General features: G+C 45.1%; 17 protein-coding genes. 6 read left to right on the top strand and 11 right to left on the bottom strand.

Going from position 1 to position 15940, the window contains the following annotated elements; genetic code table 11:
* The first annotated feature begins 47 nt into the window (after positions 1–47).
* On the top strand, positions 48–206 hold the full coding sequence (locus L5M38_RS12695; protein WP_107946363.1) for a hypothetical protein: 159 nt from the start codon (positions 48–50) through the stop codon (positions 204–206).
* Positions 207–208: 2 nt separating this feature from the next.
* Complete coding sequence (locus L5M38_RS12690) at positions 209–331, top strand: hypothetical protein (RefSeq protein WP_256613011.1); 123 nt, start codon at positions 209–211, stop codon at positions 329–331.
* A gap of 116 nt (positions 332–447) precedes the next feature.
* Here L5M38_RS12690 and L5M38_RS12685 read toward each other — a convergent pair whose 3' ends face one another.
* The 11 genes from L5M38_RS12685 to prmA form a co-directional block, all read right to left on the bottom strand.
* Positions 448–1641 (bottom strand): hypothetical protein, encoded by a 1194-nt coding sequence (locus tag L5M38_RS12685; protein ID WP_107946364.1) that lies wholly within the window; start codon positions 1639–1641, stop codon positions 448–450.
* A 114-nt stretch (positions 1642–1755) separates the two neighbouring features.
* The gene (rhuM, locus tag L5M38_RS12680; protein ID WP_107946365.1) at positions 1756–2748 is read right to left on the bottom strand and encodes a virulence protein RhuM/Fic/DOC family protein; all 993 of its coding nucleotides are present in this window, start codon (positions 2746–2748) and stop codon (positions 1756–1758) included.
* An 86-nt stretch (positions 2749–2834) separates the two neighbouring features.
* A complete protein-coding gene (locus tag L5M38_RS12675) occupies positions 2835–4130 on the bottom strand; it encodes a restriction endonuclease subunit S (RefSeq protein WP_263179330.1) in 1296 nt (431 codons plus the stop codon).
* Positions 4123–5880, bottom strand: a complete 1758-nt coding sequence (locus L5M38_RS12670; protein WP_263179329.1) for a type I restriction-modification system subunit M — start codon at positions 5878–5880, stop codon at positions 4123–4125. The genes L5M38_RS12675 and L5M38_RS12670 overlap by 8 nt, the downstream gene beginning before the upstream one ends.
* A 430-nt stretch (positions 5881–6310) precedes the next feature.
* Positions 6311–7006, bottom strand: a complete 696-nt coding sequence (locus L5M38_RS12665; protein ID WP_263179328.1) for an inovirus Gp2 family protein — start codon at positions 7004–7006, stop codon at positions 6311–6313.
* An 83-nt stretch (positions 7007–7089) separates the two neighbouring features.
* Complete coding sequence (locus L5M38_RS24600; RefSeq protein ID WP_411357815.1) at positions 7090–7260, bottom strand: helix-turn-helix transcriptional regulator; 171 nt, start codon at positions 7258–7260, stop codon at positions 7090–7092.
* A gap of 40 nt (positions 7261–7300) precedes the next feature.
* Positions 7301–7546, bottom strand: a complete 246-nt coding sequence (locus L5M38_RS12660; protein WP_107946370.1) for an AlpA family transcriptional regulator — start codon at positions 7544–7546, stop codon at positions 7301–7303.
* 113 nt (positions 7547–7659) lie between these two features.
* Positions 7660–8577: a DUF6387 family protein gene (locus L5M38_RS12655; protein WP_263179325.1), complete on the bottom strand. Its 918-nt coding sequence runs from the start codon at positions 8575–8577 to the stop codon at positions 7660–7662.
* Positions 8578–8693: 116 nt separating this feature from the next.
* Positions 8694–8999, bottom strand: a complete 306-nt coding sequence (fis, locus tag L5M38_RS12650) for a DNA-binding transcriptional regulator Fis (RefSeq protein ID WP_006083371.1) — start codon at positions 8997–8999, stop codon at positions 8694–8696.
* A 16-nt stretch (positions 9000–9015) separates the two neighbouring features.
* Positions 9016–9984 carry a tRNA dihydrouridine synthase DusB gene (dusB, locus tag L5M38_RS12645; protein WP_105250428.1) on the bottom strand — a complete coding sequence of 323 codons (969 nt, stop codon included), beginning with the start codon at positions 9982–9984 and terminating at the stop codon, positions 9016–9018.
* 174 nt (positions 9985–10158) lie between these two features.
* Positions 10159–11040, bottom strand: a complete 882-nt coding sequence (gene prmA, locus L5M38_RS12640) for a 50S ribosomal protein L11 methyltransferase (RefSeq protein WP_105250427.1) — start codon at positions 11038–11040, stop codon at positions 10159–10161.
* Positions 11041–11494: 454 nt separating this feature from the next.
* Between prmA and L5M38_RS12635 the strand changes: the two genes are divergently transcribed.
* The 4 genes from L5M38_RS12635 (at position 11495) to L5M38_RS12620 (ending at position 15891) form a co-directional block, all read left to right on the top strand.
* The gene (locus L5M38_RS12635; protein ID WP_219255448.1) at positions 11495–12217 is read left to right on the top strand and encodes a fumarate reductase cytochrome b subunit; all 723 of its coding nucleotides are present in this window, start codon (positions 11495–11497) and stop codon (positions 12215–12217) included.
* A gap of 171 nt (positions 12218–12388) precedes the next feature.
* Positions 12389–13060 carry a fumarate reductase cytochrome b subunit gene (locus tag L5M38_RS12630; RefSeq protein ID WP_131523404.1) on the top strand — a complete coding sequence of 224 codons (672 nt, stop codon included), beginning with the start codon at positions 12389–12391 and terminating at the stop codon, positions 13058–13060.
* Between the two features lie 93 nt (positions 13061–13153).
* Positions 13154–15160 (top strand): fumarate reductase flavoprotein subunit, encoded by a 2007-nt coding sequence (locus L5M38_RS12625; protein WP_198573106.1) that lies wholly within the window; start codon positions 13154–13156, stop codon positions 15158–15160.
* Complete coding sequence (locus L5M38_RS12620) at positions 15160–15891, top strand: fumarate reductase iron-sulfur subunit (protein ID WP_263179321.1); 732 nt, start codon at positions 15160–15162, stop codon at positions 15889–15891. The genes L5M38_RS12625 and L5M38_RS12620 overlap by 1 nt, the downstream gene beginning before the upstream one ends.
* Positions 15892–15940 lie beyond the last annotated feature (49 nt).

The following is a 15940-nucleotide window of genomic DNA, read 5'->3' as shown; positions in this document are numbered from 1 at the left end:
CGTTGGTAGGGGCTCCTGCTAACGTAACCCTAAATTGGAGAAATAAGATGAGCAATAAAACACCAATGACCCCGCAAGCAGCCGCGCGTATTCAAAGCTCAACTGCAAATCAAAACGGGGGTACTGTAGCTAAGGGCAGTTTTGCTGCAAAAGCGCAGAGTGCGGCGGCAAAGAATTCTGGTAATGGTAAACAGGGAGGTAAGTAATTATGTCTCAACATGATGACGATAATCATAGCAACCAGCTTAATCCCAACAATGACGCTTACTGGCAGAGTCGCGGTGAAGATGAGCGTCCAGACGATTGGCAAGAACAACTTGATGATGAATGAAAGGAACAAGTTGTTGGCGCTAAATCACCACTAAAGTTAACGGCGTTACAGCGTTCAACCAAAAGATGGTGTCTCCAGCGGTAATAGGTAAAAGGCCATGGTGATGAAATGGCCTTTTATTTTTTGATAAGTGCTGAATGATAGTGTTTAAAGTATGTCGGGTAGTGAGCAAGCACACTCTTTATTATCGGAATAACTCGTTTATCTGGTTGTAATGCTAAAAAATCATCTACAGCTCTAGCAATACGAAAATAGTCAATGATTGGCTCAGGGTTATAGTCGCCTAGCTTTTTTACTAAAGCTTCAATAAAAAGTCTCATCTTTTCATTTGATGGCATGTTGATGCCTTTTCGCCAATCTTTGAGCCGATTGTATTGTCGGTCGTTGAGCAGTTCATCACTTTCTCCCGAATCTTCTATATAAATAAAGGTGGCGATTTCGCGCCAGCCTAAAACCGTGCCATGATCAGCTAACCGCTGTTTTATTGCCTCCAGCATGGCACTGAAACAGGTATAGGCATAGCTGTTATGCGAGTAAATATCTAAAGTTGTTGAAAAAATTCCTTTGTAATCATCAGGTTTAATATTTTCATAGTGCCTGTTTTCATATAGAGCAATGCCTATTTCAAAGTGGGCAATTGCACTAAGATAAAAGTCAAATATCAGGTTATAAACTGCTCCTATGAGTAATGTCGCATTTTCATCTTGTTGATACTTGGGGTTGTCGGGTGAGGCTGCGAATTCGCTATAAATATTGAGTGTTTCAACCGAAACTAAGCTTTGGTGTTGCCATGTAGTTTGCTGGGCTTGCCAAATGGCATTGCTATCGTCCTTGTCTATTTTCCCTTGTTTAATCTGTTGCTTTATTGCTTTCATCATACGGTAATCGGCATCTGCCCGTAACTGTAGAAAATCAAGCAAGGTATTCAGTTCTGTATCATAGGTTGATTGTTTAAAACCATTCACCAAAGGCCACCAAACACAAGCATTTGAGCTTACTTTACTGGCTTTGATTGTTTTTAAAAGCAACGAGAATGATTGAAGTTTTTGATATGGTATCGGTAATTTTTGAACCCAAGAAGTGAGCTTGTTAATGCTGGGTTTTGCTATGCCTTCAGTAGCCAAATTTGAACGTGAGCTTCTGCCAATGTTTAAAAGTATGCCGCTTTGTTTTTCAATGAATGGGATTACTTTTATAAAGTTATTGGGTAGCTGAAGTAACTCTGTAACGGTACTTGGCGCAGGTAGAAACACACTCTCAAACTTTATGGATTTAAGCACATACTTACCATCCTTGTTTGGCTTAAACATACTCTTCCTTTAGCTTATTACGGGTTATACGAGCGGTTTATGCCCAAGGTGAATGAGCAAGGTTACTTGATGATACCGTCACCTGTGATAGGGATAAATATGAACTAGATAGGCTTACTCTTTCAATAAAATAAAGTGTTCAATCAAGCGGATCATCAGTTCTTTTTGGTCTGGCAAACTTTCGGCCACCAGCAAAGCTAAAGCCACTAAGGTCGTGTCATTAATTTGGTCGCTCACGGGTTTAGCTAACAGATGCTGATTTTGCTGTAAGTACCACAAAAAGAGAAATGAACCTGTGCGCTTATTACCATCGGCAAAGGGATGATTTTTGATGATGAAATACAATAGATGGGCGGCGCGGCTAGCCACATTCGGGTAAAACCATTCGTCACCAAACCCTTGTTCAATGGTCGCAATGCTGGACGCTAAGCCATTGCCCCGTAGTTGAGCAAACAAGTCTGTCGCTTCACCTTTTGCTATCAGATTCGTTTTTAAGGCTGCAATCGCAGTTAATACCTCATCAAGCGCCAAAGGTTGCATGTGTTGCTGTTTATGGTTGATTTCCGTCAGGCTTTGCTCATCATACCCTTGTAGCAGCGACCAAGAGCGGGCGTAATCGGCAATCACGTTCACAACCGCTTGGCCGTCTGGATTGATCAAGGCTTGGTTGGTTAAGGTCTTTGAAAGGAGCGCTAATGCTTGATTAAACTCAATACCACGTTGTACAAGGCGTTGCTGGTTTAGGGTGTAACCTTGGAGTAAATGCTGCTTTAAGGTATTGGTTGCCCACTGGCGGAACTGCACGCCGCGTTTGGACTTTACCCGATAGCCAACAGAAATAATCACATCAAGGTTAAAGTATTGAGTTTGGTAGGTTTTACCATCATCAGCAGTACGTGCAAATATTGCACATACTGAATCCCGCTCGAGTTCACCCTCTTTAAAGACGTTGTTGATATGCTTAGTGATCACCGAACGCTCACGGTCGAACAATACACAAATTTCCGCTTGGGTTAACCAAACTGTCTCGGTATCGACAGCCACAGTAAGCTGTAGCTGACCATCTTGACTGATAAAAATATCATGTTGTGATAGTTGGTGATCCACTGTTTATCCTCTTAACTCAAGGGGCTGTACAGCGCTTATGCTGCGTATCTTTGCTGTAGCGGTCAATGCTTTGCCGTCCCTAGGGATTAGCTAATTAAATCGTTATCGACCTTAACTCGTACTTTACCCGTCAATAGATCCTGCATAAGGGCTTTTTTGAGATTTAGTAATTTAGCGAGTTTTTTTTCTTTCTGTAAAATTGAAAAGTCGACACTATTTAATGATCCTAGAATTTTATTTTGTTCATTAAGTGGCGGCGTCTTTATTAGTATTTTTCCGCAATCAGGTACGCGCATATGTGGAACAGTACTTCCCCCACTAAAATTCTCAAGCTGCTTTCTCCCATATTCACTCATCAAAGAGTACATTAAGAATCCAGACGAGGTCTTTTTTTCATTTGCTCGATACATCATGGTGCGTTGCCCCAGAAAAATACCTCTAGAGTCTTCAAGAATGCCGCATTCACCAACAGGTGCTTCTCGGGTAAAAATTAAATCACCATTTTCAGGTTTAATACGACGAGTCCAATTTTCATATGTTTCTTTCGATACACAGCGAACATTTTCTGTATCAACTCGCCCGTGACGGACGTTAGTTGTACGGATCATCTTATACGGTGTTTTAAAATCGACTACAGGAGCTGTTTTGTTCACACAGTCTACAACATGGGAGCAAAGATCTGCGATTGGTTGTACTTCCCAGCTCTTTGGGATTCTGCCAACGGGGGAGTCTTTAAATTCGATGTGGGGCTCATATTTATCACCTTGCTTGATACCAACACCCTTGGTAAGTAGCTCCTGCATCATGCCGCTTTTTAAATCTTTGAGCTTGTCGATTTGTGCCTGTGTTTTTTCAATTACATCATCCACAGAAGTCAAAATCGCAGCAATCTTTTGCTGCTCTGGGAGTGGGGGGAAACAGCAAGACACTAATTTTAGATGAGTCGGGCCAAAATTTACTTGTGCACTACCTTGGCTTTCTTCTGTTATCTGATCTACAAATTCACTACTTTGGAGTAAATGAGGTAAATATGTTGGGTAAAGCTGTTTTTCATTAGTTGATTTAAACCTAATCACACTTGTATTTAGCATAATAGGTAAATCACTTTTTTTTACCTTCGCCATTCGGCCTAATGTGCCAGAACTTGATAAAACTAAGTCTCCCTCATTTAAAAAGAAGTGTTGATACTTCTCCAAAGCTTCAGTTTCAGATATGTATTGGACATTACTAAGATCCAAGGCCCCTTGTTTAATACAACGTATATTAATGAATGGATAACCTTTAATTGTATATTGCCAGCGTCTTAATCCCGGCCCCTCTTGAAAATAACAAACATCTTGCAATAGGTATTTTGACCATCCTTCTGGCACCAAATTACTCATAACCCAGCTCCTTCAGATAACCTTGCATCACTTGCTCTGCTTCTGCCACCTCAGCATCTAGCTGGTGGAGTGAGATATGGTATTTATCCCACCAGCGTTCAAGTTGCGCGATGATGCTGGCGCAAACCGCTGTATCAGCATGGCTAACATGTTCACGGATCTGCTCTTTGGTTTCGATTTCTGCTCTGAATTGATAGTACTGTTGGTCCGCTGACGGCTCTGCTTCGAATTTAGGCTCAAATACGCAGCTCACATCAAAGCCTTTAAGGATTTCTTCTTGAATATAATCGTCTTGCACTTCACGCAGTGGAATACCGCCGTGGAGAATAGCGCGCACATCGAAGATCTCTGCGGGTGGCGAGGTATCGGCATAGCGGCGAATATTGAGGTTGTAGTCGTTATCGCGGATATCTTTTAGTTTGACTATGGCTGAGTAGCGTTTGATTTCGCTGTAGTTGTCGAAGGTTGCGACGATTTTATTGATATCTTGCGGACGTAAACTGTTTTGGTTTTTGCCTTCTTGATATTCGAGTTCAGCATTAATAAACAGTACCTTGCCTTGGCGCTCGCTCGGCTTTTGTTTGTTGATAATCAGCAAACTGGCGGGAATACCTGTGCCATAGAATAGGCCAGAGGGCAGGCCGATTACTGCTTCTAATAAGTCGTCTTCGAGTATGCCTTTACGAATGTCTTTTTCGCTTGAGCCGCGGAATAACACGCCATGGGGCATGACTACGCCGACCATGCCATCATCGTTAGTGCTGGCGATCATGTGCTGCACAAAGGCGAGGTCGCCTGAGTCTTTTGGTGGTGTGCCATAGGGGAAGCGGCCAAATTTATCGTTATCGCAGTCTTCTTTGCCCCATTTTGATAACGAAAACGGCGGATTGGCAATCACGCGATCAAACGTCATAAGGCTGCCATCAATAGTATGCTTAGGTTCGCGTAGGGTATCGCCCTTGCGAATGTCGGCACTTTGTACCCCATGCAAAAACATGTTCATCTTACAGATTGCCCATGTATTGAGGTTCATCTCTTGGCCGTATAACGATAGGTTGGCGGCGTTTTCATTATGGGTCGCAAGGTAGTTACGCATTTGGATCAGCATACCGCCCGAGCCTGCGGTAGGGTCGTAAATTCGCATACCCGCATGGGGTTTGAGCAGTGCCACCAGCAATTGCACCACTTCGCTTGGGGTATAGAATTCACCGCCTTTTTTACCTGCGCTGTCGGCAAACATTTTAATTAAATATTCGTAAGCTGTGCCAAGTAAGTCTGGGCGTTCGAAATCGCTATTACGCAGGCGGTATTTGCTGAAGTGGCTGAGCAGGTCGCGCAGCTTATTATCGGAGAGCTTGTTTTTAATGTTGAAGTCGATAGTGACTAACACGCCCTCAAGGTTTGAGTTGTGCTCTTCAATGGCTTCAGCGGCGGTATTGAGCGCCTCACCTATGTTGTGCTTTAAGTCTTTAAGCGCTGACCAGCGGGCAACTTCAGGAATATAGAAGGTACTGTCGTATTCATCTTCATCACTGGCTAAGGCTTCGGCCTGTGCTTGGGTTTTACCTTTGGCAAGATAGTATTCGATCACCTTTTCACGGGCTTCATCAAATGAATCCGATAGACGCTTAAGGAACATCATGCCGAAGATGTAGTCTTTGAACTCTGACGCATCCATATTGCCGCGGAGAATATCCGCCGTTTCCCAGAGGAACGATTCTAACTGTTGAAGAGTGATTTGATTTGACACTGATTTTCTCTAATGAATTTGGTTAGCACTGTGGGTTAAGTGATGCTGATAAAAGTCCCCTGTGCATTGATGCGCCAAAGTGTACTGATAAGGGGGGGAGGGTACAACGCTATGATGGGGAAATATGCGCTGTTCGGCAAAGTAGTACCGTTGGCGCTTGATTGCTACAGTTTTTACTCCTCGAAAGTGGTTGTACAAATTGATAACATAAGTTGTTAATAAAATGTCAACCGTATCTCTGTTTTGGATCTCAAGCTGTTTTTCATTGAATCTTGCTCTCCTTTCGCTAGGGTATGATTTTGTTTTATATGGATTTTAATGAGTACCTTGTTTTAAGCTGATGTTATTGTGATCCACTCATGGCTGATCCACGCTTCAGGTTGAGATCCACTTCAGTCCAAGCCAAATTGTTTTAAACTTGTTGGCTTTTCTATGCTCGGCTTGAACTCGTTTGAAAGCGTTTTACTTTATTTGGGGTGAGTTCTTTACTGTGGTTCTTGGCAAGATAACTGATCCGCAGAATTGCAGAATCTAAACCTTTAAGTCCTTTACGTTCAACTTTGTAGCTTGCCGATTCAGGCAGCCATGCTGAAGTATCTGGATGCATATAGCAGGCTTTTTGCACTTGTTGAAATGCACCCCAGCCAGATTTCGCTTTATGTCCATTGAGCAGAATAAAGCAGTGATAATGGGTATTTTTATCTTCTGATGTTTGCTCCCGTACCCAAAAAAACCAGACCTTAGATTGGTAGTGCTTGTCGAGGTATCTCAGTAAGGTTTTTCGGTATTTGCTGATTAAGCTGTTATTGGGTGTTTCGGTATAGACATGTAGATCGAATCTGACGAGTAGGATTTTAGAATAATGATCTAGCGCTGTTAGCAGTTGATCGATCATTGTATTCATAATGCTGGAGTTGATGCCGTGCTCAAAGCTCAAAACTTGAAACAAGGTGTTCTGGTATAGAAAGCTTCCTAAGGTAAAGCGACGAGCGGAAATATTATAAATAACCTGCTTGTAATTAGAGTAGGAATCTGGGGTAAGACCAGTATTGCCATCGAATTGCTGCTGTTCAGATTGCTTTATTTTGCTGGTTAAACGTGGTTTTGAGTTTGCATTTGTCAGCATTTAATCGCACTCGATTGAACTTTGTCGCAATTTGTTGCGTTTACAGGCCAAAATAAGGCGGCAAATGCCGCCTTTGATAGATGTTACTTAGTGCTGTTTAGCCAGTTAATGTAACTCGATTCTGACCAGCCGATGGTTCGACAGTGGCTTTTTATGGGTTGAATGAAGGCCTTTCTTTTTACTCGTCGGTATAGGGTTGTTCTATCGATGCCGAGTAATTGGCTCATTTCTGTGATTCTGATTATTCGCTCCATCGGTCGTTGCTGGAGCAATTGAGCGTATTGGGCTCTTGCATTAGCCTTCATATCCTGCTCCCTGAGCTAATTGCTCGGATAGCCCACCTCCTGAGTGAACCCATTGCATAAGCTCTGATAGACGCCAACCGACGGAGCGGTTTCCCAATTTGATTCGTTTAGGGAAACGGTTAAGTCTTTCTAATTGAAAAGCTTGCGAACGGCTGATTGAGGTGATGAGTTTACGCTCAGATTCACGCACGATACGGTCTTGAATAGCTGATTGATTGATACTAAAAATAGACATGAATGCTCCTAAAGATTGTCTCTGTTTGACCTAGGATCATCTTGCCTGTTTGCAATTGTGATTTCGGGGTAAAAATGAAAAATAAAATTTGATTTTACCCCTAATTTAATCTCTTAAATATCCCGTATCTTAGTGCCTAACGCCCAAGTATTTTTCCTGATATTGGCAAGCAGTTGCGTTAGATGAGATTCGTTACTGATAATTTTGTGATAAAACGGTGCGTAGGTCTTTTTGAATGGCTCACTCTCAAGTTCTTTTCCAAATAGTAATGCCTTAAGTGCCGTTGGGCAGAAAGATAGCTCTTGCCAGTTTTCTTGATGAAGAGGGATATGATTATGGCAGTACAGCATAAGATCCAGATAAGGAATTAACTTATAGGTAAATAGCTTTTTGAAGGTTTTCACATCTGTGTGATTAGCATTTTGGGGGCGTTTTTTAGGTGTAAGACTTGTCTCTTCTATCTGTTGAGCAGCCGGATGTTCGAGTTCGCGGATTCGAAGGCCTTTCTCAATAGCTTGGTGATTAGCCTCAGCTCTTAGGGCTTGGTTTTTCAGATTTTCACGAAGTTGAATAAGTAAGTATCCCAAATCCGCTAATATCGTTTCATTGGATTGGTTTAAGTCTACCCCTATTACCGCTAATTCTTGTGCTTGTCCCAATAGGGGCATCATTACTTGCGGCTCTAAGTTTAAGTAATCCTCACCACTGCGAAGTTTAATCGTTTCCGTAATCGTCAGAAGATCAATATGGTTCAATGTTATGACTGTTGGAAACTCTGACGGCGTAATCGGATTCGAATTGATGATGACATAGCCCTTCTCGATCATTTGCCACCGTTTACTGTTAGTCAGCTTTCTACCATTAGGTAAAGTCGGTGAGTTATACAGGGTTAACCTGAACTCTAGCTCATTAAGAAATTGCTTAGCTGTGAGATCTGCGAGGCAATCATAGTTCTTAATTGAAAACCATTTAGGCCATTTGGGATGGTCTGATGTTTTAATTCGTATTGAGACAGGTATAGGCGTTTTCATTGATAAAAGCTCGACTAGGAATTCTCTCGGGGTACATATGGGGGTACATATAATGTGAAAAGGGGCTAACCCTTACAGGTTAACCCCTTTCCTAACAATCACTTAATCCTTGCGGATTAATTCATGCCGTATTTTTTCAATTTTTTACGCAGAGTACCACGGTTGATACCTAGCATGTTTGCTGCGCGGGTTTGGTTGCCACGAGTGTGTTGCATGATGATGTCAAGCAGAGGCGCTTCAACTTCGCTTAGCACCATTTCATAAACTTCTTGTGCTTCCTGACCGTCCAACTGTGCGAAGAAGTTAGTTACGGCACGCTTGACGGCGTCACGTAATAACTGGGGCTTGATAGTGCCGTTTGCGGTTTCGATTTTGCCAACGGTAAGCTGGTGAACTTCTGTGTTAGTTGTCTGATCAAACATTCTATTCTGCTCTTTATTAATTCTGTACTAATTCATCAAAATAACATTCCACGAGGGAATACTGTTCTGCAGCGGTTTCCAGCCGATTAAAGTCAGCCCTAAATTGGCGCTGAGCTTCTTGGTCTAGGTACCATCCCATATGTTTTCTGGCGAAGCGGATACCCTTGTATTCACCATATAAGTCATACAGTTTGGTGAGGTGTTCCAGCATCACTTGACGCTGTTCGGCAACCTCAATGGGCGCTAGCTTATTACCCGTTTCCAAGTAGTGCTGGATTTCTCTGAAAATCCAAGGCCGTCCTTGAGCACCCCGTCCTATCATCAAGGCATCGGCACCGGTGTATTCCAGCACAAAGCGGGCTTTCTCCGGACTGTCGATGTCCCCATTGGCGACGACAGGAATCGAGACATTCTGTTTGATTGCTTTGATCGTGTCGTACTCGGCGTTGCCTCTGTACATACATTGTCTCGTGCGGCCGTGAACGGCGAGCGAGGCGATGCCACAATCCTCTGCAATCTGGGCGATTTGAACACCATTCTTGTGCTCTGGCTCCCAGCCGGTGCGAATCTTTAACGTGACAGGCACATTCACTGCGGCGACCACGGCTTGTAAAATCTCTTTTACCAGCGGTGGATTTTGCATTAGCGCCGAGCCTGCCAGCTTTTTATTCACTTTTTTCGCCGGGCAACCCATATTGATATCAATGATGTGAGCACCTTGTTCGACATTGAACAAGGCAGCTTGCGCCATTAAATCAGGATCAGCCCCTGCAATTTGCACTGAGCGGATGCCTTCCTCGCCAGAATGCGTCATGCGCTGGCGGCTTTTATCTGTATCCCAAACCTCGGGATTGGATGAAAGCATCTCGGAAACCGCTAAGGCTGCACCATAACGAAGACAAAGATTGCGGAAGGCTTGATCGGTGACACCTGCCATTGGTGCCACGATCAGCTGATTGTTCAGTTGATAGGGTCCAATCTGCATTTTATGTTTCACCTTAGCTCTTCAAAGGGGCGCTATAGTAGCCCTTTTTGTTGGCCGTGAAAAGGTCAATAAATGACCTAGAGGTAATTTTTTTTCTTGACTTTTAATTGACGAGAAGTCAGAGACTAAATTGTTGGAAGCCAGCGGTGGCGCATGTTGCGCCACCCTTTAGCGCTATTTACGCTTACCTGTCAAGCGGCTCCAATCTTCTTTGTGAGCCGCTGCGTCCATATCGAACCATTGGCTATAAAAGTCAGAGATTTCTTGGGCTTGTTCTTTGAGGAGACCGGAAAGGGCAAGTTTGCCACCGGTTTTTACGCGTTCTGCGATCAAAGGCGCTAATTCTCGCAGAGGGCCTGCAAGAATGTTAGCGACCAGTACGTCGGCTTTGAGATCGGCGGGTTGGTCTTCTGGCAAGTACAAGGCTAGCTTGTCAGCGACATCATTGCGCTCGGCGTTGGCACGCGAGGCGTCGATGGCTTGATAGTCGATATCGATACCTGTGACTTTTTTCGCGCCCAGTTTCAGTGCGGCTACGGCTAAGATACCTGAACCACAGCCAAAATCGATCACTTCTTCATCGCTTAAATCTAAGCTGTCTAGCCACTCTAAACACAGTGCTGTCGTGGGATGAGTGCCAGTACCGAAGGCAAGACCCGGATCTAAGATCACATTGACTGCGGTTGGATCAGGGATTTCGCGCCAGCTTGGGCAGATCCATAAGCGTGTGCCAAATTGGATGGGGTGGAAGTTATCCATCCATTCGCGTACCCAGTCTTTATCTTCAATTTGTTCGACTTTATGGCTGAAGTTCTCACCGAGGAAAGGCAAGGTTTTCAGCATGGCGATGGTCGGTGTCAGATCGGTTTCTGCATCGAATAAGGCCACTACCACGGTATCGCGCCACAGTGGGGTTTCGCCTAATTTAGGTTCAAAAATAGGGGTATCTTTACCGTCTTCGAAGGTGATAGAGACTGAACCTTCTTCCATGAGCAAGTCGCTGATGGTTTCAGCGTCATCGCTATTGGTGTTTATACGGAGTTGGATCCAAGGCATGGGGGCATCCTGTGACTGAGTGTTCATAAACTAAGGGTTCAAAATATCGCGGTATTGTATACCCAAACTATCCCAAAATGCAGGATGTAGCGGGAATTTAAAGCGCTTTAGGTAAGGTCGTTTGGTTATCACTAGGGTTTAGGTTCGACGACTGGCTATTCTGGTATTGCGCTTTTGTCTATACAGACAAGGCGTTAGCTGTCGGGTATGGATTGGTGTTAAAAAACGAATTGTCAGTTTTATTATTTGGTATAACACTATGAAAAGTATTGGTTAATTGGTTTTACCTTTGTTTGGTTTTGATACGTTTTTTGTGATCATCTTCTAAGAGTTGAACTCCGTCAGGTGAGTTGGCTCACGCTTTAAATCTGTGACACTGAAGCCTGATTTGAGTTGCTGCTATGGTGTAGTTTGCCAAGAGGTGCCAACGATAAACGACATAGGTTAATTCAAGATGACAAGCATAACTCGAGTTCACAATAGGGTGAGTACACCGCTAGGTCATCCTTGGTCGGCTAAGGCTGATAGGCTGCAGAGTGCGACAGGGATTATGCTTGGCAGCTTTTTACTATTACACATGCATTTTGAATCGAGTATTTTGCTGGGTAAAGAGGCTTTTTATCGGGTCGTTCAGTTGCTTGAAGGTGGAATGTTTAGCAGCACAGGACATGGTTTTCCTATAGTCACTAAAGTGTTTTCAGTGTTTATGCTATTGGTGGTGATAGTACATGCCGCGGTGGCGCTACGGCGTTTTCCGGCGCAGCTAGGGCAATGGCGAGCCCTGCGTTCGCACATGGGGAATATCAAGCATAAGGATACCCATGCGTGGTTTTGGCAACTGATCACCGGCTTTATCTTATTTTTCCTCGTTCCTGTTCACCTCTTCACTATGATTTTGAATCCCGAAATTGGCCCGCATTTATCGGCTGAGCGGGTTTATCACGACAACGCTTGGTTGCTGTATGCGTTGTTACTTCCCGCTGTAGTGGTACACGCCATGATTGGTCTCTATCGCGTAGCGGTAAAGTGGGGCTTAACCACTCAGCGCTCAGGCCTGCGAAAAATCGCTAAGGTGCTGATTATTTACTTGCTATGCCTTGGTACTGCGAGCCTTGTTTCATATCTATTTATCGGTAGCGAGCTCGGTATTCCTGTGCAGCCCTTCGTACCTGAGTAGGCTTTAAGCCAGCAGCAGGATTTTGTTTCACTGCTATTATTAAGCATTAGGTTAATTATTCAGCACTCAATTGATCTGGCTCACGTTTTCGTGTGGATGTGTGAGCGATATTAGTTTGCGATAAGACTTAATGAGATTGGCTCGATAAGGTCAACGGCGTGAGGCGATAGGATGGCGATCAAATTAAATATTAAAAAATGGAGTGCTTGGCTGGATTTAAGCCAGAGTTTGTCAGGGGTAATACTCGCAGTCTTTTTGTGGACCCACTTAGTGTTAGTGTCATCGATTTTATTGGGTGCGGATGCCATGAGTTGGGTGGCACGCACCATGGAGCTGAGTTTTCTGTCCGCTGATGGACACGGTTATCCTTGGGTAGTGACTTGTATTGCCATTGGTATTGCCATTTTGGCGTTAGTGCACGTGTTAGTGGCATTGCAAAAATTACCCATGAGTCTGCGTCAGCAAAGGGCTCTACGCCAACAAATGCAAGTGATCAACCACAGCGATACTCGCTTGTGGCGCTGGCAAGCCATTACTGGTGTAGTGATTTTACTGCTGTTGCCTGTGCATTTGTGGCTTATTGGCTCGGCTCCCGAAACCATTGGCCCTCAGGGAAGCGCCGATCGTATTTGGAATCAAGGTGTCTGGATGGTGTATCTGCCTTTACTGTTCACTGTGGAGTTACATGCAGCAATTGGCATTTACCGTGTGGCTTTGAAATGGGGCGCGGCGCGGGATCTCAACAACCGTAATCGATTACGTAAGATCAAGACCATAGTGAGCGTGCTATTTGTCACTGTTGGCGTCGCCTCACTCCTGGCATTTTTACCCTATGCGAGTTAATTCCGCTTTTAATCAATGATTAAGCTAATCAGTGAATAGAATGTCGAACATAAAAAAACAGCACAAAACAATAGACCCCATTAAGGAGCAGGCGTGAAACTGATTTATACCGATTCATTGGTGGTAGGAGCTGGGCTCGCGGGCTTAAGGGTCGCTATCGCTTCGAAAGAGCGTGGGCTTGACACTTTAGTTTTGTCACTCATTCCTGCAAAACGTTCCCACTCTGCTGCCGCTCAAGGGGGTATGCAGGCGAGTTTAGGCAATGCCGTTAAGGGAATGGGCGATGATGAGGATGTGCATTTTCAAGATACGGTAAAAGGTTCCGACTGGGGCTGCGATCAAGATGTTGCACGGATGTTTGCCCATTGTGCACCTAAGGCAGTACGTGAGCTGGCCAATTGGGGCGTGCCTTGGTCTCGGGTGACTGCTGGCCCGAGAGAAGTGATAGTCAATGCGCAAAAAGTCACGCTACATGAGGCCCAAGAAGCCCATGGTCTTATCAACGCCCGTGATTTTGGCGGGACTAAAAAATGGCGCACTTGTTATACCGCCGACGGTACAGGTCATTCGCTGTTATACGCTATGGATAACAAAGCGATTTCCATGGATATTCCCGTCCACGAACGTATCGAAGCGTTGGCACTTATTCACGATGGTAAACGTTGCCATGGGGTGATCGCCCGCTGTTTGATAACCGGAGAACTCAGGGCCTATGTGGCGAAGTCCACCACCATTGCCACTGGCGGATATGGCCGCATTTATGAAGTGTCGACCAATGCGATCATCTGCGAAGGCATTGGTCAAGCACTCGCGTTGGAAACGGGCGTGGCAAGGCTTGGCAATATGGAAGCGGTACAATTCCATCCGACTGCTATCGTGCCCGTGGGCATTTTAACCACGGAAGGCTGCCGTGGTGATGGTGGCTTATTGCGCGATAAAGACGGTTATCGCTTTATGCCAGACTATGAGCCCGATAAAAAAGAGTTGGCATCGCGGGATGTGGTATCGCGCCGCATGACAGAACACATACGGAAAGGTAAGGGCGTCGATAGCCCCTATGGGCCGCATTTGTGGCTGGATATTACCCTTCTGGGTCGCAAGCACATTGAAACTAACCTAAGGGAAGTGCAGGAAATTTGTGAGAACTTCCTCGGTATCGACCCCGCTAAGGATTGGATCCCTGTACGCCCAACTCAGCATTATTCTATGGGCGGTATTCGGACTAATGCCACAGGTGAAAGTCCGCAGCTTAAAGGCTTATTTAGCGTAGGTGAGGCGGCTTGTTGGGACATGCACGGCTTTAACCGTTTAGGCGGTAATTCGTTGGCCGAAACCGTGGTTGGCGGCATGATTATTGGTAAATATGTCGCCGATTTTTGTGAGAACAATAGCCTTGAGATCGACACTCAGCTTGCTGAACGGTTTATGCAGCAGGTGCAGAGTGAAATCGATGTGCTGGTCGAGGGTGATGGTCACGAGAGCGCCTTTGAACTCAAGCGCGAAATGCAGCGCATCATGATGGATTATGTGGGGATTTTCCGTAATGGCCCCGAGCTTGAAAAAGCGGTTGCCGAGCTAAAAGTGTTGCTCGAGCGTTCGCGTAAACTCGGACTTAAGTGTAAAAAGCGTCACGCCAATCCTGAGTTAGTTGAAGCCCTACGGGTCAAGCGTATGCTAAAAGTGGCGCTAACCGTAGCCTGCGGCGCCGCCGCGCGAACAGAGAGTCGTGGTGCCCATGCTCGCGAGGATTATCCGCAGCGAAATGATCGAGACTGGCTGAATCGCACCTTGGCCAGCTGGCCGGATCCCGATGCACTCGAACCTGTGCTTAACTACGAAGCACTCGATGTGATGAAGATGGAACTCCCGCCGGGTTATCGTGGTTATGGCATCAACAACGCCATAGTGCATCCTGATACCGAAAAGCGTGAACAGCAAATTGCCGAGATTTTAGCTGAGCTAGGTGATGATGCTGACCGTTATCAAAGGCAGCGGGCTCTTATGCCCTTTGAATTACCCGAGAGTTTACAACCCAATAATGAACGTTTAAGTGATACTTTAAAAAGTCCATCTGCCAATGCGTTAGGAGAAAAATCATAATGAGCCAAGGTCGCCAGTTAACCTTTAATATCTTTCGTTATGATCCGCAGGACCCAAACGATAAGCCGAAAATGGTGCGTTATCATCTCACCGAAACGCCGGGGATGACGGTATTTATCGCCCTTAATAAACTCAGGGAAGAACAAGACACTTCATTGCAGTTCGACTTTGTTTGTCGTGCTGGTATCTGTGGTAGCTGCGCTATGGTGATCAACGGTTTCCCGACGCTAGCTTGCCGCACCTTAACGGCCAAATATCCTAAGGGCGAAATCACCTTAATGCCGCTGCCAGGTTTTGAGTTGATTGGTGATCTCTCGGTTAACACTGGTAAGTTTATGCGGGAACTGGCCGAACGCTTAAAGCTGTGGTTACACCCTAAGGCCAATGATATAAGCGTGCATCGGCTTGAAGATCCTATGGACCCAGATGAAGCTGCGCGTTTATATGAGCTAGAGCGCTGCGTTGAATGTGGCGTGTGTGTTTCTGCCTGTGCGACTAAACAAATGCGTGAAACTTTTGTCGGCGCTGTGGGCATGATGAAAATAGCTCGTTTTGAGATGGACAGCCGTGACGCTCGTACTGCCGAGGATTTTTACCATGTGATTGGCAATCAGGATGGCGTGTTTGGCTGCATGACTTTACTCGGCTGCCAAGACAACTGTCCTAAGGATTTGCCACACATGCAGCAAATCGCGTATTTACGCCGCAAGATGGCCATGACTTTGATTTGATAAGTGATAAATGATGAAAAGCGCCAACGTGTTTGGCGCTTTTTTGTTG

This window comes from Shewanella sp. SM101 (genome assembly GCF_025654465.1).
Taxonomy (GTDB): Bacteria; Pseudomonadota; Gammaproteobacteria; order Enterobacterales; family Shewanellaceae; genus Shewanella; species Shewanella oncorhynchi.
The sequence above is the reverse complement of the archived record's forward strand: the minus strand, read 5'-3'. Positions and strand labels throughout refer to the sequence as shown.